22 protein-coding genes are annotated in these 20,544 nt (G+C 70.4%); 7 read left to right on the top strand and 15 right to left on the bottom strand.

Features of this window, described 5'->3' with window-relative positions; all coding sequences use genetic code 11:
- Positions 1-96 precede the first annotated feature (96 nt).
- The 3 genes from ACWD3C_RS08485 to ACWD3C_RS08475 are packed head-to-tail and all read right to left on the bottom strand — an operon-like array spanning position 97 to position 3,586.
- On the bottom strand, positions 97-1,137 hold the full coding sequence (locus ACWD3C_RS08485) for a ComEC/Rec2 family competence protein (RefSeq protein WP_451141479.1): 1,041 nt from the start codon (positions 1,135-1,137) through the stop codon (positions 97-99).
- A complete protein-coding gene (locus ACWD3C_RS08480; RefSeq protein WP_451141477.1) occupies positions 1,134-2,417 on the bottom strand; it encodes a hypothetical protein in 1,284 nt (427 codons plus the stop codon). Before ACWD3C_RS08480 ends, ACWD3C_RS08485 begins: the two co-directional genes overlap by 4 nt.
- A complete protein-coding gene (locus ACWD3C_RS08475; RefSeq protein ID WP_451141475.1) occupies positions 2,414-3,586 on the bottom strand; it encodes a caspase family protein in 1,173 nt (390 codons plus the stop codon). The genes ACWD3C_RS08480 and ACWD3C_RS08475 overlap by 4 nt, the downstream gene beginning before the upstream one ends.
- 141 nt (positions 3,587-3,727) lie before the next feature.
- Between ACWD3C_RS08475 and ACWD3C_RS08470 the strand changes: the two genes are divergently transcribed.
- Complete coding sequence (locus ACWD3C_RS08470; RefSeq protein WP_451141473.1) at positions 3,728-4,786, top strand: DUF2235 domain-containing protein; 1,059 nt, start codon at positions 3,728-3,730, stop codon at positions 4,784-4,786.
- Positions 4,787-4,816: 30 nt separating this feature from the next.
- Here the strand turns inward: ACWD3C_RS08470 and ACWD3C_RS08465 are convergent, their stop codons facing one another.
- From ACWD3C_RS08465 to ACWD3C_RS08455, 3 genes are all read right to left on the bottom strand, one after another.
- Positions 4,817-5,083, bottom strand: a complete 267-nt coding sequence (locus ACWD3C_RS08465; RefSeq protein WP_451141725.1) for an alpha/beta hydrolase — start codon at positions 5,081-5,083, stop codon at positions 4,817-4,819.
- The gene (locus ACWD3C_RS08460; protein ID WP_451141471.1) at positions 5,032-5,928 is read right to left on the bottom strand and encodes an alpha/beta fold hydrolase; all 897 of its coding nucleotides are present in this window, start codon (positions 5,926-5,928) and stop codon (positions 5,032-5,034) included. Before ACWD3C_RS08460 ends, ACWD3C_RS08465 begins: the two co-directional genes overlap by 52 nt.
- A 431-nt stretch (positions 5,929-6,359) precedes the next feature.
- Positions 6,360-6,557, bottom strand: coding sequence for a hypothetical protein (locus tag ACWD3C_RS08455; RefSeq protein WP_451141469.1), 198 nt, complete (start codon positions 6,555-6,557; stop codon positions 6,360-6,362).
- A gap of 189 nt (positions 6,558-6,746) precedes the next feature.
- Between ACWD3C_RS08455 and ACWD3C_RS08450 the strand changes: the two genes are divergently transcribed.
- Both ACWD3C_RS08450 and ACWD3C_RS08445 read left to right on the top strand, forming a co-directional pair.
- Positions 6,747-8,804, top strand: a complete 2,058-nt coding sequence (locus tag ACWD3C_RS08450) for a discoidin domain-containing protein (RefSeq protein WP_451141467.1) — start codon at positions 6,747-6,749, stop codon at positions 8,802-8,804.
- Between the two features lie 28 nt (positions 8,805-8,832).
- Positions 8,833-9,423 carry a TetR/AcrR family transcriptional regulator gene (locus ACWD3C_RS08445; RefSeq protein WP_451141465.1) on the top strand — a complete coding sequence of 197 codons (591 nt, stop codon included), beginning with the start codon at positions 8,833-8,835 and terminating at the stop codon, positions 9,421-9,423.
- On the opposite strand, the gene ACWD3C_RS08440 is transcribed toward ACWD3C_RS08445, so the two are convergent.
- The 5 genes from ACWD3C_RS08440 to ACWD3C_RS08420 form a co-directional block, all read right to left on the bottom strand.
- The gene (locus ACWD3C_RS08440; protein ID WP_451141463.1) at positions 9,416-10,051 is read right to left on the bottom strand and encodes a GTP-binding protein; all 636 of its coding nucleotides are present in this window, start codon (positions 10,049-10,051) and stop codon (positions 9,416-9,418) included. The two genes, ACWD3C_RS08445 and ACWD3C_RS08440, sit on opposite strands and share 8 nt — an antisense overlap.
- On the bottom strand, positions 10,038-10,394 hold the full coding sequence (locus ACWD3C_RS08435) for a DUF742 domain-containing protein (protein ID WP_451141461.1): 357 nt from the start codon (positions 10,392-10,394) through the stop codon (positions 10,038-10,040). The genes ACWD3C_RS08440 and ACWD3C_RS08435 overlap by 14 nt, the downstream gene beginning before the upstream one ends.
- A 1-nt stretch (position 10,395) precedes the next feature.
- Entirely contained in the window at positions 10,396-10,827 is a 432-nt protein-coding gene (locus tag ACWD3C_RS08430) for a roadblock/LC7 domain-containing protein (RefSeq protein WP_451141459.1), read from the bottom strand.
- Between the two features lie 14 nt (positions 10,828-10,841).
- Positions 10,842-13,304 (bottom strand): sensor histidine kinase, encoded by a 2,463-nt coding sequence (locus ACWD3C_RS08425; protein ID WP_451141457.1) that lies wholly within the window; start codon positions 13,302-13,304, stop codon positions 10,842-10,844.
- 216 nt (positions 13,305-13,520) lie between these two features.
- Positions 13,521-14,537 carry a substrate-binding domain-containing protein gene (locus ACWD3C_RS08420; protein ID WP_451141455.1) on the bottom strand — a complete coding sequence of 339 codons (1,017 nt, stop codon included), beginning with the start codon at positions 14,535-14,537 and terminating at the stop codon, positions 13,521-13,523.
- A gap of 358 nt (positions 14,538-14,895) precedes the next feature.
- On the opposite strand from ACWD3C_RS08420, the gene ACWD3C_RS08415 reads away from it, so the two are divergent.
- Complete coding sequence (locus ACWD3C_RS08415) at positions 14,896-15,153, top strand: hypothetical protein (RefSeq protein WP_451141453.1); 258 nt, start codon at positions 14,896-14,898, stop codon at positions 15,151-15,153.
- 19 nt (positions 15,154-15,172) lie between these two features.
- On the opposite strand, the gene ACWD3C_RS08410 is transcribed toward ACWD3C_RS08415, so the two are convergent.
- The 4 genes from ACWD3C_RS08410 to ACWD3C_RS08395 form a co-directional block, all read right to left on the bottom strand.
- Positions 15,173-16,039, bottom strand: coding sequence for a potassium channel family protein (locus ACWD3C_RS08410; RefSeq protein ID WP_451141451.1), 867 nt, complete (start codon positions 16,037-16,039; stop codon positions 15,173-15,175).
- A 121-nt stretch (positions 16,040-16,160) separates the two neighbouring features.
- On the bottom strand, positions 16,161-18,677 hold the full coding sequence (locus ACWD3C_RS08405; RefSeq protein WP_451141449.1) for a LuxR C-terminal-related transcriptional regulator: 2,517 nt from the start codon (positions 18,675-18,677) through the stop codon (positions 16,161-16,163).
- Between the two features lie 44 nt (positions 18,678-18,721).
- Positions 18,722-19,003: an ATP-binding protein gene (locus ACWD3C_RS08400; RefSeq protein ID WP_451141447.1), complete on the bottom strand. Its 282-nt coding sequence runs from the start codon at positions 19,001-19,003 to the stop codon at positions 18,722-18,724.
- A 77-nt stretch (positions 19,004-19,080) separates the two neighbouring features.
- The gene (locus ACWD3C_RS08395) at positions 19,081-19,209 is read right to left on the bottom strand and encodes a hypothetical protein (protein WP_451141445.1); all 129 of its coding nucleotides are present in this window, start codon (positions 19,207-19,209) and stop codon (positions 19,081-19,083) included.
- A gap of 5 nt (positions 19,210-19,214) precedes the next feature.
- Here ACWD3C_RS08395 and ACWD3C_RS08390 point away from each other — a divergent pair, with 5 nt between their 5' ends.
- From ACWD3C_RS08390 to ACWD3C_RS08380, 3 genes are all read left to right on the top strand, one after another.
- On the top strand, positions 19,215-19,799 hold the full coding sequence (locus ACWD3C_RS08390; protein WP_451141443.1) for a DinB family protein: 585 nt from the start codon (positions 19,215-19,217) through the stop codon (positions 19,797-19,799).
- A gap of 46 nt (positions 19,800-19,845) precedes the next feature.
- Complete coding sequence (locus ACWD3C_RS08385) at positions 19,846-20,205, top strand: transposase (RefSeq protein ID WP_451141441.1); 360 nt, start codon at positions 19,846-19,848, stop codon at positions 20,203-20,205.
- A 123-nt stretch (positions 20,206-20,328) separates the two neighbouring features.
- Positions 20,329-20,544: transposase domain-containing protein (locus ACWD3C_RS08380; RefSeq protein WP_451141723.1), on the top strand; the 216-nt coding region annotated here is incomplete at its 3' end.

Below are 20,544 nucleotides of genomic sequence, written 5' to 3'. Positions count from 1 at the left end.
AAGTCCGGTGACGCCCGGCAGTCACTCGAATTCCGCCGGTAACTCATTTGAGGAATCAACGGAATTCATGACCTGCTCGTCGCCGACGGCCCACGCTCACAGCTCGACGCCGACGAACCCGTCCTGCGTGTCCGGACCGGGTGCCGTCACCGTGTAGCCGAAGCGGTTCTTCAGGGCTCCGATGTCCCATGTCGCCGCGCGGTCACGGTAGTTGAAGACGATCTCCTTCTCGGGGCCGCCGTGCTTGAGGATGCGGGACATGGCGATGTCGTCGGGGTGGCCGTGCCGCTTGCCGTTGGTGGAGATGAGGTAGCGGTCGCAGTCGACGAGGCCGAGCAGGTCGGTGGAGATGTTGTGGGAGCTGCCGTGGTGGGCGACCTTGAGGACGTCGAGGTGCAGGCGGCCGCCCTCGGCCTCGGCGCGGGGCCGCAGCGAGGCCGCGAGCCGGCGGTCGTCCGCGTCGCCGGTGAGGACGATGCGCCGGTCCTCGAACTCGAAGAGCAGGCCGATGCTGGTGAGGTTCGCCTCCGACCGGTCCGGAGCGAAGGGCACCGCCGCCAGCTGGTCCACGTTCACGGTGCCGAAGTGCTCGAAGCCCGGCACCGGCGGGAACTCGTCGGGGTCCCGGCCCGGTATCAGGCCGTTCCTGGCACATTCCTTGACCCACTTCGGGGCCAGCCGCTCCAGCTGCGGACGATCGGGCGAGAGCACCTCCACCGTGGAGCCGTCGTCGAACCACGCGAACTCCCGGCCGATCTCGACGCTGCGCCCGCCGAACGCGTCGTTCCACGGCACCCTCTGCCGCAGCAGCGCGGTGGTGAGCTTCTCGCCCTCCTGGGCACCGAACCCCTCGGCGTCGAGGAGGTGGTCGAACCCGTTGAACCACACGTCGCCGAACTCCACCGGCCGGTCCGGGTCGGCCAGCAGGGCGAGTACGCCCAGGATGTGGTCCTGGTCGACGTGCGTGACGACGAGGAGGTCGACGAAGCCGTCGAGCGCGGCGAGCGCGGGCTTGATCCGCGGATACGTGCCCGCGCGGCCTCCGTCCACGAGGATCCGGCGGATGAACGTGTCGTCGCCGTACTCCAGGAGCAGGCAGTCGCCGTCCTCCCCGGGCATCATCGTCAGCCGGATCATGTGTGCCTCCCGCGCAGTGCGACGATCACGAACGGCTCGCGGGTGTCGACATGCCAGGACAGCCGCCGTGCCTGGTCCAGGCGGCGGGCGCACACGGGGTCGTCGGGGAACTCGGAGAGCCCGTGGATGAGCCGGCTCAGGCCCAGGGTGAACAGCGGCACCCCGCGGTCGCACGCCTCGACCAGGGCGTCCCGCGCCGCCCGCCGCCCGGCCTCGGTGTGCGCCCGGCGCAGATGGCGCATGGCCCACAGCACCGATCCGTCACTGAGCCAGTCGAAGCCGCCGCGCAGCCGGTCGAGCCACGGGTCCCAGCGCTGCTCCTGCTCGCCCAGCTCGCTGCCGACCAGGACGTACGCCCCGGCCACCGCCGCGAGGGTGTTCTCCATCTTGCCGTACAGCAGTTCCTCGGCGTCCCTGACCAGCGCCGCCGCGGCGTCGAAGGCACCGCGTGCCATGTATCCGAGGGCGGGCCCGATCCGGCTGTCGCGCACCGTCACCGAGAGGGCGCTGCCGGTCGGGCTCTGCCGCTCGTTGACCAGTACCTCGATCTGCGCGGCGCCCCACGGCACCGGGAGGGTGACGACGTACTCGGTGCCGGCCAGCGAGACGACGAGGAACTGCCGTCGCCCCGTGGGCCCGCCCAGGGTCGGCTCGCCTCTCTCGTCGACCGGGCCGTGCGGTCCGAAGCGATACAGCCGCGCCGCCGGGTCGCCGAGCCCGAGGCTGGGGACGGAGTGGGGCGCGGAGCGCGCGATGCCGAGCGCGACCGGCTGCCGCCCGTGCCTCTCGGCCAGCGTGAGCATCGCCGTGAAGTGCCAGCTCGTGGCCCTGGGGTCGCCGATCCAGGCCGCGTGCCCCGGCGGCACGATCCCGCCCTTCTCCCGCACCCCCGACCGCGACGCGCGCGACCGGGGCACCGGGACCGTCGACTCGTCGTGGTAGGTCGCGTACGGCTCGATGTTGCCCATGAGGTACTGCCAGGAGTGCGACTCGTACGGCGAGGGTGCCGTGCGGAGCGTCACCGGCGTGTCGTCGCCCTCCCGTACCTCGGCGTCCTTGGAGAGGACGGCGCCCGAGGGCAGGGTGGCGGAGACGACGTAGTCGCCGGGCTCGACCTCGTAGCGCGCCGGGGGCATCGACGTGCCGCAGGGGAAGAGGACGTTGCGGTGGGCGGCGCCGCTGCCGTCGGCGGAGTGGATGTCGCCGACGACCCGCGCACCCGCGGAGAGGTCCGATTCGCGGAGGTTCAGCGCGACGGTCACGCTCAGGGCGGCGGTCATGACTTCCCCAGCCGTAGGCGGCGGAACACCGGCCGCACCATGATGCTCGTCGTCCGCACCTCGTGGTCACCGAGCCGGGCCTCGAAGTCGTAGTGCCCGCAGCTCAGTTCGATGGCCCACTCGCTCTCGGGGGCCATGTCGTCGATGTCGTCCCGCGCCCGGCGCAGTCGCTCGTGCCCGGCTTCGAGGCAGACGAACTCGGCCTGGGCGTTGTCCGCTTCGGGCTTGCAGCCCACGTACACCGGAACGACCGGGGGTCCGGTCAGCTGGTGCAGGTCGAACACGGGCAGCTCACCGACCGAGGGAACCTGGACACCCGCGACGGCTCCGGCGAACCGGGGCTGGCGCATGAAGTGGTCGATGGCGGTCACCAGTCGGGGGGTCGTGACCCGCCAGTCGCCCTCGGGATCGTCGCTCCCCGCTCCCGCGAGGCTCCTCAGCAGAGCCTCGGTGAACAGGCTCACCTGTCCGGGCCGGGCGTGCGACCGGTCTCCGGCGAGGGTCGCGTAGTACGGGATGTGGAAGCGGCGCGGGAGCTCCCGCGGACGTGCCCCGGCACCGAGCGGTGTCCGCCCGGCGAAGCGGCCGCCCGACCTCTCGATGAGCACATCGGAGTTGGCCCGGCAGGCGTCGACGAAGAACACCTGCTCGCTCGCCCTGCACTGCTGGAGCCCGTTCATCAGACCGCTGAAGTCCAGTGCGCCGTTGAGGGGGTTGTACCGGTCGCCGAAGATGTCGGCGGCGAGCAGGGCCATGTCCTCTCCCTGGGAGACACCGTGGCCGCAGAAGTAGAAGACGAGCCGGTTGCCGACGTGGCTGTCGCCGCGGTCGTGCCACTGCTTGACCTCCTCGACGACGCGGTCGATGGTGGCGACCTCGACCTCGTGGGCGGTTCCGGTGCGCGGGTTCACGAACAAGGCCGGCCGCTCCTCGCTCAGCAGCAGGGAGAGGCTGCCGAGGGGCTTGTCCGGGGCGTGGTACTCGGTGAGCAGCCAGGTCGCGAAGGCGCGGGCGGAGACGGGCGGCGAGCTGAGCTGCCGCATCCCGTCGGGGTCCGGGACGGGTGACTCGCCGCCCGCGAGATGGGGGTACTTGCCGACGCCGATGACCAGGGCGTGGGTACGCGGAGGGCCGGTGTCCTCATCAAGATGGATCAGGGAACCGGCCATGGCTCCTCCGGTGATTCCACTGCGCCGGAACATCCTCAGACAGCGACTTTTCTCTTACTATATTCCTTACAACCTGATGCGTCCCGATATGCCACCAGTGATCGTCTCCGCCGGAGAACCACGGAGAACACGGGGAGCGCCATGGCCAGGAATCTCGTCGTCTGCCTGGACGGTACGGGCAACCAGGTGAAGGCGAAGGGGAACACGAACGTGGTCCGGCTCTTCGAGATGCTGGACCTCTCCGATCCGTCCCGGCAGATCGCCTACTACGACCCCGGTGTCGGCACCTTCTCCGCCGCGGGCGCCTGGACACCCGTCAGCCGGTATCTGTCGCGGCTCCTCGGGCTCGCCTTCGGTTCCGGGCTCAAGGTCAACCTGGCCGAGGCGTACACGTATCTGATGCGGCATCACCAACCGGGCGACCGGATCTACGTCTTCGGGTTCAGCCGGGGCGCGTACACGGCCCGCGCGCTCACGGGCATGCTCCGCGCGGTCGGCCTGATGCGGCCCGGCATGGAGAACCTCGTGCCGTACGCCGTGTCCGTGTACGCCAAGAGCAAGGATTGGACCGACCACGACTGGGACCAACTCCACCGTTTCGCGGGCGCGTTCAGCCACACGATCGGCGGCCGTACCGGCATCCCGGTCGAGTACCTCGGGATCTGGGACTCCGTGAAGGCCGCCGGTCTCCTGCGGTGGAACCTGCGGTGGCCGTACACCCGGAAGGCCGCCCATGTCCGGCGCGTACGCCATGCGGTGTCCATCGACGAGCGGCGCAAACCCTACGAGGAGTACCTCGTCAAGCCACCGGAGGACGAGCGGCGGGCCGCCCCGGCGTCGATCGAGCAGGTGTGGTTCGCGGGGGTGCACTCGGACGTCGGCGGCACCTTCGACGACGATCCCCGGCTCTCCACGATCGCCCTCAAGTGGGTCGTCGACGGCGCCCTCGACGCGGGTCTCCTGCTGAAGCCCCGGGCGTACGCGCGTGAAGTGACCCTCGCGCCCGAGCACGCCCTCGGCACGGTGCACCGGATGGGCCGGGTCTGGGCCCTGCTCGGCTACCGGCGCCGCGAACTGCCGCCGGGCGCGCACGTGCACGACAGTGTTCGCGCGCGCGTGGAGAAGGACGAGGCGTACGCGCAACGCATCCCGGAGACCGCGGTCTGGTCCGACCCCGACTGGCTCACCGCGCACCCCTGAGAGGGGCCCGGTGCCGGGCCCCTCCTGTCATCAGAACAACGGGTTGACGAGGTTTTCGGAGGTGGACCGCAACTGCGCCTCGCCGGGCCGGACGGCGGGGCAGTGGGTGCCCTTGGCCGGGGGCTTCAGCGTGGTCAGGCAGGTGTCGACCGACTCCCGCACACACGGGCTGAGCCAGTACGTCCCGTGGCCGACGCCGTCGTACGTCAGCAGCACGGCCTCACGGCCGATCTGCCGGGCGGAGTTCACGGCCCACGCGTGCGGGGTGGCCACGTCGTAGCGGCTGTTGGTGACCAGGATCGGCGGGGTGCCGTGGACGCGGAGGGGGTGCGGCGGGTTGGCGACCTTCGCCGGCAGTTCTGGCAGCCGGTCATGTGGGTCCAGTGCATCGAGGCCAGGCCGACGACCGGGGCGAGTCGGGCGAGTTCGCCCTCCAGCCGGGAGAGGGCCTCGTACGAGGGGACGTCCATGGCGTAGTCCTGGCAGACCACCGGAAGCTGCGGGTACCGCACCGCCGTGCCATAGCCCCGCGGGGCCGGTTCGGCGCTCCCCTGGTCGGCCGTGGCCTCGTCCCACAGGGCCAGGACCTCGGCGTACCCGGGCCAGCCGGACGGGCGGTACATGTTGCTGTAGGCGGTGCTCCGGAGTGTCTCCGGGCTGATGACGCGCGTCGGGTCGGACAGGACCAGTCCGCCGGACGCCTGGGCCCGCCGGTAGAGCGTGTCGAAGAAGCCGCGCACGTCACGGCCGTGCAGGGCGCAGGACGGAGTGCGCTCGCACCAGTCGGCGAACTGGCCGAACGCCTCCTCCGCGGCCACGGCCGCCGTCCTCTGGTACTCCCCCACGTTCAGGCTGTGGTCCATGTTGGAGTCGAGCACCATCGCGCGGACGCGGTGCGGGTACCGATCGGCGTACTGCTGACCGATCAGGGTGCCGTAGGAACCGCCGTAGTAGCTGATCCGCCGCTCACCGAGGCCGGCGCGTATCGCCTCCATGTCGCGCACGACGCTGACGGTGTCCATGTGGTCGAGAAGCGGTCCCATCAGCTCGCGGCAGCTCTCGCCGCGCGCGCGGTTGGCCTCGCGGAGGGCGGCGAAGTCGTCGGCGCTCCTGGGGTACAGCCATTCGTTGCGGGCGCTCACGCGGTCCGAGTCGCACAGGACCCGGGTTGCTGCGGACGGCGCCGCGCGGGTCCCAGCTCACGACGTCGAACCGGGCCAGCACGTCGGCCGAGAACGTGCCCGGCGCGGCCAGCGCCATGTCCACTCCGGACGCGCCCGGCCCGCCCGGGTAGACCATCAGCGAGCCGATCCGCCGGTCCGGGTCGGTGGCGAGGTGACGGGCGAGTGCCAGGTCGACGGTGGCGCCGTCCGGCTTCTTCCAGTCGACGGGCACCGTGAGAGTGGCGCATTCGAAGGTGCCTTCGCAGGAGGAGTCACAGGGCTCCCACGCGATCGTTCCGGCCCACGGCGTTCCTCCAGGGAAAGGAAGTTCACGAGTGGATCACAGAATGACCCCGAACTCGGCCATGGGACCAAGCGAAGTGATGAGCAGTCAGTTACCTGCAGTGCCGTCAGTACCACACCCTCGTCCTCACCTGACCGGCTACGCCCGCCGCGCGTCCGGCGCCGAACCCATCCCCGTCGGCCTCCCGCACGACCAGAGCACGCGGGGCGATGCGGGTGACCGGCTCACCCTCGTCCTCGGGGTGCAGGCGGAGGCGGTGAGCCACGGTCTGCTGTATCGCGGAGTTGACGCCCCATGGGGTCATTGTTCTCCCCGCCTTCGGTCCGCGTCATCAGGTCAAGTGTCCCGGACTCTTGACTCGGAACGCCGCAGTCGCGATTCTCGTCACATCATTTGCGCGGCCATGACAATCGGCGTCGGGGGGTGGTAACGCCCCGGAACTCGGGCTCGTCTACCGCGCCTCCCCACACCGAGGACGTGAATGATGACCGCGATGACGCGACGGCCGCGCACCCGGCGCAGACCCTTCGTGCTGCTGTCCCTGCTGCTCGCCGTGATGGCCATGACGCTTGCCCCGACGCCCAGTTCGGGGGCCGAGACCGGGTGGTGGAACCCGTCCGCGCGCCCCGCACCGGACTCGCAGATCAATGTGACGGGAGCGCCCTTCACGGGCACCGGCCCCCAGGGCGAGGTGCGCGGTCTCGTCGACGCGCACAACCACATCATGTCCAACGAGGCGTTCGGCGGGCGGCTCATCTGCGGCAAGCCGTTCTCGGAGCAGGGCGTCGCCGAGGCGCTCAAGGACTGCCCCGAGCACTACCCGGACGGCACGCTCGCGATCTTCGACTACATCACCCACGGCGGTGACGGCAGGCACGACCCGGTCGGCTGGCCGACGTTCAAGGACTGGCCGGCGTACGACTCGATGACCCATCAGGCGAACTACTACGCCTGGATCGAGCGGGCCTGGCGCGGCGGTCAGCGGGTCCTCGTCAACGACCTGGTCACCAACGGCGTGATCTGCTCGGTCTACTTCTTCAAGGACCGCAGCTGCGACGAGATGACCTCGATCCGGCTCCAGGCGAAGCTGACGTACGACATGGAGGCGTACATCGACAAGATGTACGGCGGCCCCGGCAAGGGCTGGTTCCGGATCGTCACCGACAGCGCGCAGGCACGCGAGGTGATCGAGCAGGGCAAGCTCGCCGTGGTCCTGGGTGTCGAGACCTCCGAGCCGTTCGGCTGCAAGCAGATCCTGGACATCGCCCAGTGCAGCAAGGCGGACATCGACAAGGGGCTCGACGAGCTGTACGACCTCGGCGTGCGCAGCATGTTCCTGTGCCACAAGTTCGACAACGCGCTGTGCGGCGTGCGGTTCGACGAGCACGGCCTCGGCACCGCGATCAACATCGGCCAGTTCCTGTCGACGGGCACCTTCTGGCAGACGGAGAAGTGCACCGGCCCGCAGAAGGACAACCCGATCGGCGAGCCGGAGGCGACCGAGGCCGAGGAGGACCTTCCGGACGGCGTGGAGGTCCCCGAGTACGACGACAACGCCCAGTGCAATGTCCGCGGTCTCACCGGTCTCGGCGAGTACGCCCTGCGCGGCATGATGAAGCGGAAGATGATGGTCGAGATCGACCACATGAGCGTCAAGGCCACCGGCCGGGTGCTCGACATCCTGGAGGCCGAGTCGTACCCCGGTGTCCTGTCCTCGCACAGCTGGATGGACCTGAACTGGACCGAGCGGGTCTACTCCCTCGGCGGCTTCGTCGCCCAGTACATGCACGGCTCCGAGGAGTTCAGCGAAGAGGCGAGGCGCACGGACGCGCTGCGCGAGAAGTACGGCGTGGGCTACGGCTTCGGTACCGACTTCAACGGCATCGGAGAGCACCCCGCCCCGCGCGGCGCGGACACCGCGAACCCCGTCACCTACCCCTTCCGCAGCGCGGACGGCGGCTCCCTGATCGACCGGCAGACCAGCGGCGAGCGGACCTGGGACGTGAACACCGACGGCGCCGCCCACGCCGGCATGATCCCGGACTGGATCGAGGACATCCGCCTCGTCGGCGGCCAGGACGTCGTGGACGACCTGCTCCGCGGCGCCGAGTCCTACCTCGGCACCTGGGCGGCGTCCGAGAACCACCGGGCCGGAGTCAATCTCGCCAAGGGCTCGTCGGCGACGGCCAGTTCGTCCGAGTCGAACCCGTTCACCAGCTACGCCCCCGGCCGTGCGGTGGACGGCGACTCCGGGACCCGCTGGGCCAGCGACTGGAAGGACGACGAGTGGCTCCGGCTCGACCTGGGCTCCACGAGCCTGGTCAAGCGGGTCACCCTCGACTGGGAGCGCGCGTACGGGAAGTCGTACCGGATCGAGCTGTCCACCGACGGCACGAACTGGGGGACCGTCTGGTCCACCACCACCGGTGACGGCGGCCTGGACACGGCCAGGTTCAGCGGCACACCGGCGCGTTACCTCCGTATCCACGGGCTGGCGCGCGGTACCCAATGGGGCTACTCCCTCTACGAGGTGGGCGTCTACAGCAGTTGACTCCCCGGAGGGAGCGAAAGGGAACTCCATGGCACGGATGCCGTCGGCCGAACGGCGCCGGCAGCTCACCGAGGCCGCGATCCGCGCGATGACCCGGGACGGCGTCCCCAGGACGACGACCCGGTCCATCGCCGCGGAGGCCGGCCTGTCGCTGAGCGTCTTCCACTACTGCTTCGACTCCAAGCAGGCCCTGATCGAGTCCGTCATCACCACGATCACCGACCACTACGTCACGATCGTGAAGGAGGCGATCCGCCCGCGGGCCACCCTCAAGGAGACCGTGCGGGCGGGCCTCCAGGCCTACTGGGACCATGTGTGCGCCCACCCCGACGAGCACATGCTCACCTACGAGCTGACCCAGTACGCCCTGCGCGAGCCGGGGTTCGAGCATCTGGCACGGCGGCAGTACGAGCTGTACGTCGACACCTACGCCGGGCTGATCGAACAGCTCCGGCAGGACATGGGGTTCGAACTCCGGGTCCCCGTGCCGGTGCTGGCCCGCTATCTGGCCGCGATGACCGACGGGATGACGCTGAACTTCCTGGTCCTCGGCGACGACGCGGCCTGGAAGGACATCCTCGACACGATCACGGAGCACGTGGCGGGCTTGGTCAGGTAGCCGTCGGGGCTTCCTGCTGTGTGCCGTTCGCGCGGGTGGAGGTGGCGATCAGCTGGTCGATCAGCGCGATCAGCACGTCCCGGGACGAGCCGCGCTCCCGGGCGTCGCACAGCAGCACCTGGGCGCCCTCGGGCAGGGCGAGGGCGTCCCGGATCTCCTCCGCGTCGTACGGGTGGTCCCCATAGAAGCCGTTGACGCCGATGACGAAGGGGATGCCCCGCCGCTCGAAGAAGTCGATGGCGGCGAAGCTGGACTCCGGCCTGCGCACGTCGACCAGGACCACGGCCCCGAGGGCGCCGATGGCGAGGTCGTTCCACATGAACCAGAACCGCTGCTGGCCGGGGGTGCCGAACAGGTACAGCACGAGGTCCTGGCTGATGGTGATCCGGCCGAAGTCCAGGGCCACGGTGGTGGCCTGTTTCTCCTCGATGCCGTTGAGGTCGTCGACGCCCAGGCCGGCGACGGTCAGCGGTTCCTCGGTGCGCAGCGGCACGATCTCGCTGACCGAGCCGACCATGGTGGTCTTGCCGACGCCGAACCCCCCGGCGATCAGGATCTTGACCGCTTCGGGTGCTCCGGGTGCTTCGGGCGCCGGCGTCGCGTGAACGGTGGCATCAGAGCCGGCCAAGGCCGTCCCTCACTTTCTGCAGCAGGTCCAGGTCCGCGGTACGGGAGACGGGCCGCGGCGGGTGGACGGTGATCCGGCCCGCCTCCAGCAGATCGCAGAGCATGATGGCGACCACGCTCACCGGGAGGTCGAGGTGCGCGGCCAGCTCCGCGACGGCGATCGGCCGCGGGCACAACCGCAGGATCCGCGCGTGCTCGGGCTGCGGCCGCATCGCTCCGGCGGGCGGTGGGTCCACCGCGGTCACCGTCGTGATCAGCGTGAAGTCGGTACGGCTGGGTCGGGTGCGGCCGCCGGTCAGGGTGAACGGGCGTACCAGCCGGCCCGCCGCATCGCCTCCGCTCACCTCACTCGCCGCTGTCGACGGCGGCAGCGGCGCCCGCCCGCGGTGCCGCGCTGAGGTGCTCGCCGATCTTCTTCACCAGCATGTTCATCTGGTACGCCACCACGCCCACGTCAGCGCCCTTGCTGGTGAGCACGACGAGATGGGCGCCGGGACCGGCGTTGGTGAGGATCAGATAGCCGCCCGCCATCTCCAGCAGCGCCTGACGCACGGGACCGCGCCGGAAGTCCATGCTGACGCCCTTGCTGAGGCTCATCAGGCCGGACGCGGTCGCGGCGAGACGCTCGGCGTCGTCCCGCACGAATGCCGTCGACTTGCTGACGACCAGGCCGTCCTCGGAGAGCACGACGGCGTGGTCCACCTCGGCGACCCGGTCCACCAGTCCGGTGAGCAGCTGGTCGAGCTGGCTGTGCGTGGCGGGGATGGGGCGTGTCATTTCTCTGTCCTTCATCAGCGGTCTGCGGGCGGGGTTGAGGGGACGGACGGGCCTGCGGCGGAGACCTGCGCACCCGCGCCTTCGGGTGCGGCTTCGGAAATGGGTGCCTCCTTCTCTTCGCTCTTCTCTTCGTACTCGGCCTCGGCCTCGTCGTCACGGGCCTGGAAGGTGCCGCGCTGGAAACCGGCGAGTGAGGAGGCCGCGCTTTCCGCGGTGAAGTCGTCGAAGGTGTCGTCGGCCGGCTCGGGCTCGGAATCCTCCCTGAGCTCCGCGGCCAGGCTGGTCTGCGGCACGCGGCGCGGCAGCGGGGCGAGTCCGTCGCCCCGTGGTTTTCCCGTGGCACCCACGGACGAGCGGGTGACGGTTCGCGAGGCGGACACGGCCGCGGTGGCGTCGCTCGTCCGCGTATGTGCGGCGGCGGGCTCCGCCTCCCCGGAGCGCTGCTGGGGCAGCGGGACCGGCCCGGGGCCGCCGTCGGAGGCCTTCGCCGCTATGACCGGCTCCAGGACCTCCTCGTCGTCCGCGACGGGCTCGTCGTCACTCTCGCGGACCACGATCTCGTGCGGGATCAGCACGATCGCGGTGGTTCCGCCGTACGGCGAGGAGCGCAGGGTGACCGCGATGCCGTGCCGGGTGGCGAGCCGGGCGATCACGAACATGCCGAGACGGAGGTCGTCGGCCAGCGCCACCACGTCGAACTGCGGGGCCACCCTCAGCTGCTCGTTGAACGACGCGTACTCCTCGTCGGACATGCCGAGCCCGCGGTCCTCGATCTCGATGGCGAGGCCCTTGGCCACCACCGCGGCCCGTACGCCGACGGGGCTCGGAGGGGGCGAGTAGCTGGTCGCGTTGTCGATGAGCTCGGCCAGCAGGTGGATGACGTCGGCGACCGCCGGCGGGGCGATGCTCACCTCGTCGTCGGCGTGCACCTCGACCCGCTGGTACTGGGCGACCTCGCCGACGGCGCTGCGCAGGATGTCGATCAGCGCGACCGGCTCGGTCCAGGTACGGCCGGGCCGCTCGCCGCTGATGATGACGAGGTTCTCCTCGTAGCGGCGCAGCTGGCTGGCGGTGGAGTCGAGTTCGTACAGGCCCTGGAGGATCCGCGGGTCCTGGTGCTCGCGTTCCAGCGCGTCGAGCTTGGTGAGCTGGAGGTTGACGAGGTTCTGGCTCTGCCGGGCGATGCCGAGGATGACCTTCTGGAAGCCGCGCCGGGTGTCGGCGAGTTCCACCGCGGTGTGCACGGCGGTGCGCTGCGCGGTGTTGAACGCCTTTGCCACCTGACCGAGTTCGTCGGTGCCGTAGTCCAGCGGCGGGGTGGCGGAGTCCACGTCGACCTTCTCGCCCCGGTTGAGCCGTTCGACCACGTCGGGCAGCCGCTCCTGGGCCAGGCCGAGCGTGGCCATGCGCAGTCCGCGCAGGCGCCGGGACATGGAGCGGGTGATGCGCCAGGACAGGATGACGCACACCAGCAGGGCGACGAGTCCGCCGGCGCTCAAGGAGGCCGCGGTGATCAGCAGTTCGCGGGACTCGGCGCCGCTGCGTTCGAGCAGGTCCTTGGTCTGCTGCTGGATCAGCTCCGCGTACTGGACAACGAGTGCGTCCATCGCGCTGTTCCAGCGCTGCTGCGCGTCCGGCAACTCGATCTTCCGGGCGGTGCCGCTGCCGGTGTGGCCGGCGGCGAGGATCTGGTCCTCGATGCTCTGCAGGGTCTGCCATTCGGGGCTCTGCAGGATCCGCTCGGTCTCGGTCTTCGCGCTGCCGGTCAGCGAGGGAAGGATGCTGTCCTCGACGAGCCAGCGGCGGGCGTTGACCACCTCGGCGAACCGGGTCACGGACTCCGCGTCGAGCTGCCCGGACGGCCAGGCCAGGGTCAGCAGCACATCTCCCTGGGAGACCAGTTCCGCCGCGTGTTCCAGGCCGACGAGCGGGGCGGCCTGCGAGGTGAGGTCGCCGTCGTCGACCTGGGAGAGCTCCTCGAAGGCATGGATCTGGTCGTCGATGATCGAGGTGTACTGCTCCAGGGCCTGCTGGGCGGTGATGTTGGTGGGGTTGTCCACCTGACCGCGGTAGTACTCCAGGCTGCCCGCCGCGGCGATGACGGAGTACATGCGGTCGCCGATACGGTCGGGCACCGCGTCGAGTTCGTCCCGCCGGCCGACCAGCTTGGCGACCGCCGCGTCCGTCGTCTCGCGCTGTGCGTCCAGGGCGGCACGGGAGCCGCCGGGCTCGGCCAGCCAGTCGGCCGAGAGGCCGCGCTCCTGTTGCAGCGCGAGCGTGGCGTCGGTGCCCATGGCCCCGGTCGCCTTGCTCAGCCCGGTCTGCGCGCGCAGCCCCAGACCCTCCGAGAACATCTGGGCGGTCGTCACACTCCACATGGCGGCGAGGGTGACGCTGGGGATCAGCGCCAGGAGGATCAGCGAGAGGCGTATGGAGCCGAGACGGCGCCGGGCACCGGTCCGTGTCCGTGAAGGCATCGTCGTCCTTGAGCGGTGAGCGGTGAGAGAGCTGGATGGGGTGGTGGAGCAAGCACGGCCAGAGGCCATGTGCCGGGTGCGGCACAGCGGGTGCGCAGGATGCTATCCGTACAAGTGACCGTACGCGCGGTGAGGGGTGTAAACCTTCGCTCCGCTGTTATGCGAGTTCACCGGAGGGATGGATTCCGTTTAACGCGCGGGTACGGCGGTGCCGGGTCAACGTGTCCCATTCTCGGCGAACTTGGCGACTCCGGCCACGTTCTCCTTGGTGACGAAGGCGGGGCCGGTCAGCACCGGGGCCACTCCCCCGCCGCTGACGTTGCCGTTGGACACGTAGAGCCAGAGCGAGTCGACGGCGAGATAGCCCTGCAGATACGGCTGCTGGTCCACCGCGAACTGCACGTCCCCGCTCTGCACGGCCTTGACCAGGTCCTTGTTGAGGTCGAAGGTGGCGACCTCGGCCTTGCTGCCGGCGTCCCGCACGGCGTCGACCGCGGCGAGGGCGAACTGTGCGCCCAACGTGACGACCTCGTCGATGCCCGTGTCCTGCCGCAGCCTGGTCCCGACGGAGGCGGCCACCGCGTCCATGTCGGTGCCGTCGACGTACAGGATCTCGGTCTCGCCGCCGAACGCCTTCTTCACCCCGGCGCAGCGTGCCTCCAGGGCGACGTTGCCCTGCTCGTGGATGACGCACAGGGCGCGCCGGGCACCGAGATCGTCGAGTTCGTCGCCGACGGCCCGGCCCGCGACACTCTCGTCCTGGCCGAAGTACTCCAGCAGGCCCTGGGAGACCCAGGCGTCGATACCCGAGTTCAGCCCGACCACGGGTATCCCGGCCGCCCGGGCCTGGGCGACCGCGGCCCGCATCCCCTCCGGCTTGGCGAGGGTCACCGCGATGCCGTCGACGTTGTCGGCTACCGCGTCCCGCACCAGCTTCGCCTGCTCCGTGGCGTCGGCGTCGCTCATGTACGTCAGCTCGATGTCGTCCTTGGCGGCCGCCGCCTGCGCGCCCATCTGCACGAGTTCCCAGAAGTCGTCGCCGGCGGCGCCGTGGGTGACCAAGGCGACCTTGATCCGAGGGGTGTTCGCTCCGCCCGTCGAGTCGTCGCCGGAGTCGGAGTCCGTCCCGCCGAGGGCGGAACAGCCGGCCATGAGCAGGCAGACGGCCACGGTGAGGGCCAGAGCCGTGCCACGCGCGGCTCTGGCGGCGTGCGATGCGGGGGACGAGTTCATGAAGGTGCGGCACCTCGCTGTGCGGCCGGGCGGCATGACGGGCAGCGATGTCGGCGGCCACCGGAATGATGTGTACCGGCTGTGCGACTTTCGCTGGCCCGGAGCAAACCGTGTGTGACACCCGGTAGTCAAGTGAGCAACCTCTTCAGCACGCCTGCCCTGGCCTGGGCATGAGGGGGGCGAGCGTGGGTGGACAGGACCGGGTGAGGCTCGACCTGGTCTCCCCGGTCACCCGGCGAAAGGGGACGGTCGGCCCGTACCGCGGACCGAACCGGCCCCTGTGTCCGACAGCGGCCGGACGCACTCTGCGAGCGACCTCTCCCGTACCGGTGGAGCGCCTCCTCGTAGGACCGGTGCCATGGTTGCCACAGCCGCGTTGCTTCTCCTGCTGATTCTCGCGGGCGCCTGGTACGACACGGCCCGCCTCCTGGCGTCCGCCGGGAGCCGCCGACCGCCTCGGCCTCGGCTCCCGCGGCGGCGCGCGGCAGTGGAGACAGCGGGGCGAAGGCTCGTGGTACGGCGGTTGCACGGCCGTGTCGACGCGGCCACGTACCGGGCGAGGATGCGCTCCCTGCCCGACGAGCAGTGCTCACCGCGCCGGGAAGGTCACGGCTGACACCGGGGCCCGGTTCCCGTCAGCGGCTGCCGTGGTCGCGCGCGTAGGCGCCGAGAACCTGCTGCCGGGCCTGTCCCGTGTGCAGGAAGCGCTCGTCGAGCACGGACGCGAGGTCGTCGAGCGCCGCCGAGAGCACGGACGCCGCGACGCGGGTGCCCGAGTGGTGTCCCCGCTCCGCCCGTTCGGCGAGGTCGGCGGCGTAGCCGATGGCCCGGGCGAGGGAGGTGTCGCCGGAGCCGTCGTGGAAGTAGTACGACTCGGGATACTGCGCGAGGTCCACACACACCCGCGCGATGTCGGTGGCGAGCCCGTCCAGCGCGGTGGCCCCCGCGTCGGAGTCCAGGTAGGCGGCAGGCAGACCGGCGCGGCGCAGGTGGCAGATGCGCAGCGCCAGCGCCCGGCGTCGGGCCAGTGCGGGATAGACGCCGAGGACCCAGGAGACGGTGGCGGTCAGCAGCGCGAAGCCGACCAGTGACTCCAGGGGCGCCACGATGCGCAGCCAGGGCTCCGCGGGTGCGATGTCGCCGAGGCCGAGGGTGGCCACGATGACCAGAGAGACGTACAGGGCGTCCACCGGCCGGGAGTGCTCGGCCGGTTCCAGCGCGCCGGAGAAGACGAACGCCTCCGGCATGTGCGGCCAGTACACGACGGCCCAGCCCACGGCCACACCGCACGCCCATATCGCCACCACGGCCACCATGCCGAGCGGCCCGACGAGGCCGACGGACCTGCGACCCCCGGGGACGCGGGAGGACAGCCGCCACAGGCCCGTCATCACGGCCCGGCTCAGCCCTCCGTGCCGGGTCGGGTGCCACAACGTGTGGAACACATCCCGCAGGATGATCAGCACCACTGCCGCGCCGGCCAACGTGACCAAGCCGTCCATGCGCCCTCCTCAGCCGGGTCCCGCACCGGCGTCCGCTCCGGCCATGTTGCCGGGTCGGGCGCCGGACCTCAGCCGCCCACGCCGCGCTCACAGGGGGCGGGGATGGCGGTGCCGGGTCCGGTCATTGCCGCTGTCCGGTCCGGCAGGCGTGCCTTTCACCCCGGTTGACGGAGCGGGGCGCTTCCTTTGCGTCACGCCGGCATCCCCCCTGCGGGTAGTCGTCCGGTGCACCGGCTCTCAAGGTGCGGGACAGGTCCACGCGGCCGCACACACCCAGTTTGCGGTAGACCCGGGTCAGGTGCTGTTCCACCGTGCTCACGGTGATGTAGAGCTGCTCGGCTATCTGCCGGTTGGAGCGGCCCGAAGCGGCGAGGGCCGCGACACGTCGCTCGGCGTCGGAGAGCAGGTCCTGGGGCTCGGTTGTGGTGGACGCGCGCGGGCCGGGGCCGGGGTCGGTGGGCAGCGGGTGCACCCCGCACTTGGCCGCGAGGTTGTGGAACTGGCGCCAGGCCGCCTCCGCCTGTCTGGCGTTCCCGGCGGTCTCGTGCGCGCGGCCGAGGTCGGCCATGGCGCGGGCCAGTTCATATCGGTCACCGCTCTCGCGCAGTGCTCGCACGGCCCGTTGGAGCAGGGACAGGCGCTCGGGTGGAGCGGAGGCAGCCGCGAGGACGCGCAGTGCGGCACCCCGGATCCGTTCGTTCTGGGCTCCGTGGTGGGCGAGTTCCTCTTCGGCCAGGGCACAGGCGCGGTCCGGCCGTCCCAGGCGCAGGTACACCTCGCCCGCGGTGCTCCGCCAGGGCAGCGGATGGTCCTGCGCGCCCGGCCACTCGGCCATCAGACGTCCGCACATCGTCAGATCCCGGAGCGCCGCGTACAGGCGCCCCGTGGCCAGGCAGTACCGGCCGCGGGCCAGGAGGTGCAGCATCCCGCCACCCGTCGCGAAGGACTCTTCGGACACCGGATGCCGCAGGACTTCCGTCGGTACCCCGTCGCTGCCCGCGGCCGCCACGGCGGTCAGCACGGACAGCGGCCAGCTGGCGATCGCCCCCCATTCTCCCAGGGGCAGCGTCTCCAGCGCTGCCCCTGCGTGCGTGGCCGCGGTCGGCATGTCCCCCCGTTTCAGGGCCAGTTCGGCCCGCAGGCACAGCAGCACGGCGTGGTAGGTGAGAGAGCCGGTGCGTGCGGCTTCCGCGAGCAGCACCTTCAGGAGCTGCTCGATGGCCGCCAGACCTCCCTGGGCCGACAGGTACGACACCGCCGTCAGCACATCGCCCCAGTCGCCTCCGTCGGTGCGCACCGTGTGCGGGACCAGCGCGCGGAGCAGGTTCTCGGGATGCTCCGCCGCCTGGATCAACTCGGTGAGGCGGCACGGCAGTTCGGCGCCGGGCAGGGGTATGCGCAGGGTGTGCTCGATGCAGGCGGCGGCCGACACGCCGGAGCGCGCCGGGGAGGCCGGGTTCGGGCGGGGCAGGCGGTCCACCAGGGACGGTCCCATCCACGTCAGGATGTGCCTGACGAGGTCCAGGTCGTCCTGGGCTTCCGGGTTCGTGGCAGCCACCAGCAGGTCGACGGCTTCGCCGGCCTCCTCCACGAGACCGAACCACAACAGCATGACGATCAGCCGGAGTTGATGCTCGCGGGGAAGCAGACCGGCCCGCAGTGCGGGCAGCAGGCGCCACAGTTCTCCCTGAGCCGCGGAGGGGCTGAACCGCATCAGGGCGTCGACCAGGCCCACCGCGATCCGGGCCCGCTGCCTGTCATCAAGCTCTCCCCGGTCCGCCGCCCGCAGCATGACGGCGGCCCGCGCGGGTTCACCGCGCGCGAGCAGTTCCCTGGCCCCGGCGCACAGAGTCGCCACGGCGGCCGGCCCGGGGTGCTCGTGGGCGCGCAGCTGGTGCCGGGCGACCGTCACCACGTCGGCGTCCACGAGGGCGAGCACCTCGGCCGCCCGGGCGTGCAGTTCCCGGCTCTCCCGCTCGGGCAGGGCGGCCAGGACCGCGGCGCCGACGGCGGGGTGGCGGAAGCGGGCGCCGTCCAGCACGCCCGTGCTGCCCAGCCGGGCGATGTCCGGCGCGATCACGTCCGGGCAGCTGCGCAGCATCCGCGCCGCGAGCTCTGTCGTGGCGTCCGCCCCGAGGACGGCCAGTGCCCTGACGACGGCCGCGAGGGAGGGGTACCGGTGGAGCAGGCACAGGCATGACCGGACGTAGTCCTCCCCCACGACAAGGTCACCATCCGACGCGGGGTGTCGGGAAGCCGCACGCGCGGCTGCCGCCTCGGGGGCGTTGTCGCGCACCAGGGCCGTCAGCAGCAGCGGGCTGCCACCGCTGAGCCGGTGGCAGTCGAATGCGGTCCTTCGGGGGACGGTGCCCCCGGTGGCGAGCTCCCACAGCCGACGTGTCTGACGCTCGGTCAGGGGCGCCGTCATGATCTGCCGGCGGTGCGGCAGCCGCAGGAGTGGTACGGGTACGTCGTCGCAGGTCACGACCAGCAGGGTGCGAGTCGGGCGGGAGCGCCGGGCGAGATAGCGCAGGAACTCCATGGACAGCGGGTCCGCGTACTGGACGTCGTCCACACCGATCACCACCGCTTCCCGGCCAGCGAAGTCGGCCAGGCGGTCACAGAGCGAGCGCAGCATCTGTGCCGGTATCACGCCGAACGACTCGCGGTGCGCCCCTTCCCTCACCAGCCGGGCGACGTGTCGGCGTAACCCCCGTGGAATACCCGGCGAGGACAGGAGGTGCTCGACGAGGCCGAAGGGGACGGTCTCCTCCCCCGGGAGGCCGTGGCGTTCAGGTAACGCGCTCCCGATGCGAGAACCTGTTCTCCGAATCGCCGTAACAGAGCGGTCTTTCCGCTTCCCGCAGACCCCGCGACGCACACCATGTCCAGGGAACGTTCGGCAAAACTCTCCAAGCAGTGCGCGAGTTCTGCCAACTGCCTGTCACGACCCGCGAGTTCCATGCTCCGCCATCCGTGAGCTCCAGCGACATGTCGATCTCCTCGACTCTAACCCGCGGGAGCGGCCCTAAGAGGTTGTCTCACGTGGCAAGTTCTGCGAGCTTCTTGCGGCAGCTCAGGACAGTGGCCATGGCCAGGCTTCTGCTCTTCCGGTCGTTGCGGTCCACGTACGGGATCTTGAGGCCGCGAGTAGTCCATGGCAGGCTCATGCCGCATGATCGATGAATTCGCCAAGGACACCCTGCACGGGAGACTGCGGCGGGACCGCAAGGCGCTGCTCTGGAAGCTCGACGGCTTGTCCGAATACGACGCCCGCCGACCATTGACAGCGACCGGGACCAACCTCCTCGGCCTGGTCAAACACGTGGCCAGCGTCGAGGCCAGGTACTTCGGCGAGGTCTTCGACCGCCCTTCCCCGGAACCGCTGCCTCGGTGGCAGGACCATGACGGCAGCGATCTGTGGGCGACTGCGGACGAGACCCGCGATCAGATTATCGAGTCCTACCGGCGCACGTGGGAACACTCAGACGCGACGATCAACGAGCTTCCCCTCGACGCCCCCGGCCACGCGCCGTGGTGGCCGGAGCCTTATCCCAACACGAACCTGTTCGCCATCCTGGTCCACGTCCTCGGCGAGACCAACCGGCATGCCGGGCACGCCGACATCCTGCGCGAAGACGTCGATGGCCGAACCGGGATGCGGCCCGAACACGAGATGCAGATCGATGAGGAAGCCCGCGACGCCTACTGCGCGAAGATCGAGCAGGCCGCCAGATCGGCCGCATCGGTCAAGGCATAGAAGGCTGTGCCACGTGACTTGATGTCCGAGCGGCATGATGCCGACCGTGAGTGCTGATCTGTCGAAGCGTCTGGTTCCTGATGAGCTCTGGGAGCTGGTCGCCCCGTTACTGCCGACGTTCGCGGCTCGACCGCAAGGTGGCGGGACCGCTCCGCGTGACGAGCGGGCTGTGTTCACCGCAGTGGTGTACGTGCTGACCAGCGGCTGTGCCTGGCGTCATCTGCCGCCGACGTTCGGCACGTCCTCCGCCACCGCGCATCGCCGCTTCACGGTATGGACCGAGGCCGGCCTGTGGCGTCGGCTGCACCGGGCGGTGCTGGACGAACTCGGAGCCCGGGGCGAGGTGGACTGGACCTCGGCGATCGTCGACGCGGCCTCCGTTCGCGCCAAAAGGGCAAGGCCGTGAAGTTACGGCTTCGGAGGCGCTGACAAGTACGCGCTGATCTGCGGTGACTCGGGACGTAAGAAGCGGAGCCCCGGTAGAACTGGCAGTCGACCAAGACAGCCGTTCACAGCACCGGAGGCTCCGCTGTCCGATCAGTGTGTCATCACGCGTGAAATCACGGTAGCCAAGGGCTTGTTCGCCCCCGGTCACCTGGGGGAACTCACCCAGATCGTCCCGTTCGAGATGGTCGATGCGGTCCTGGCCGAGACCGGTGCCGTCCAGCAACGACTGCGGAAGATCCCCGCCCGTGTGGTGGTCTACCTGCTGCTGGCCGCCGCCCTGTTCGAGGAGTGCGGCTAC

The organism is Streptomyces sp. NPDC002845, from assembly GCF_053591955.1.
The sequence above is the reverse complement of the archived record's forward strand: the minus strand, read 5'-3'. Positions and strand labels throughout refer to the sequence as shown.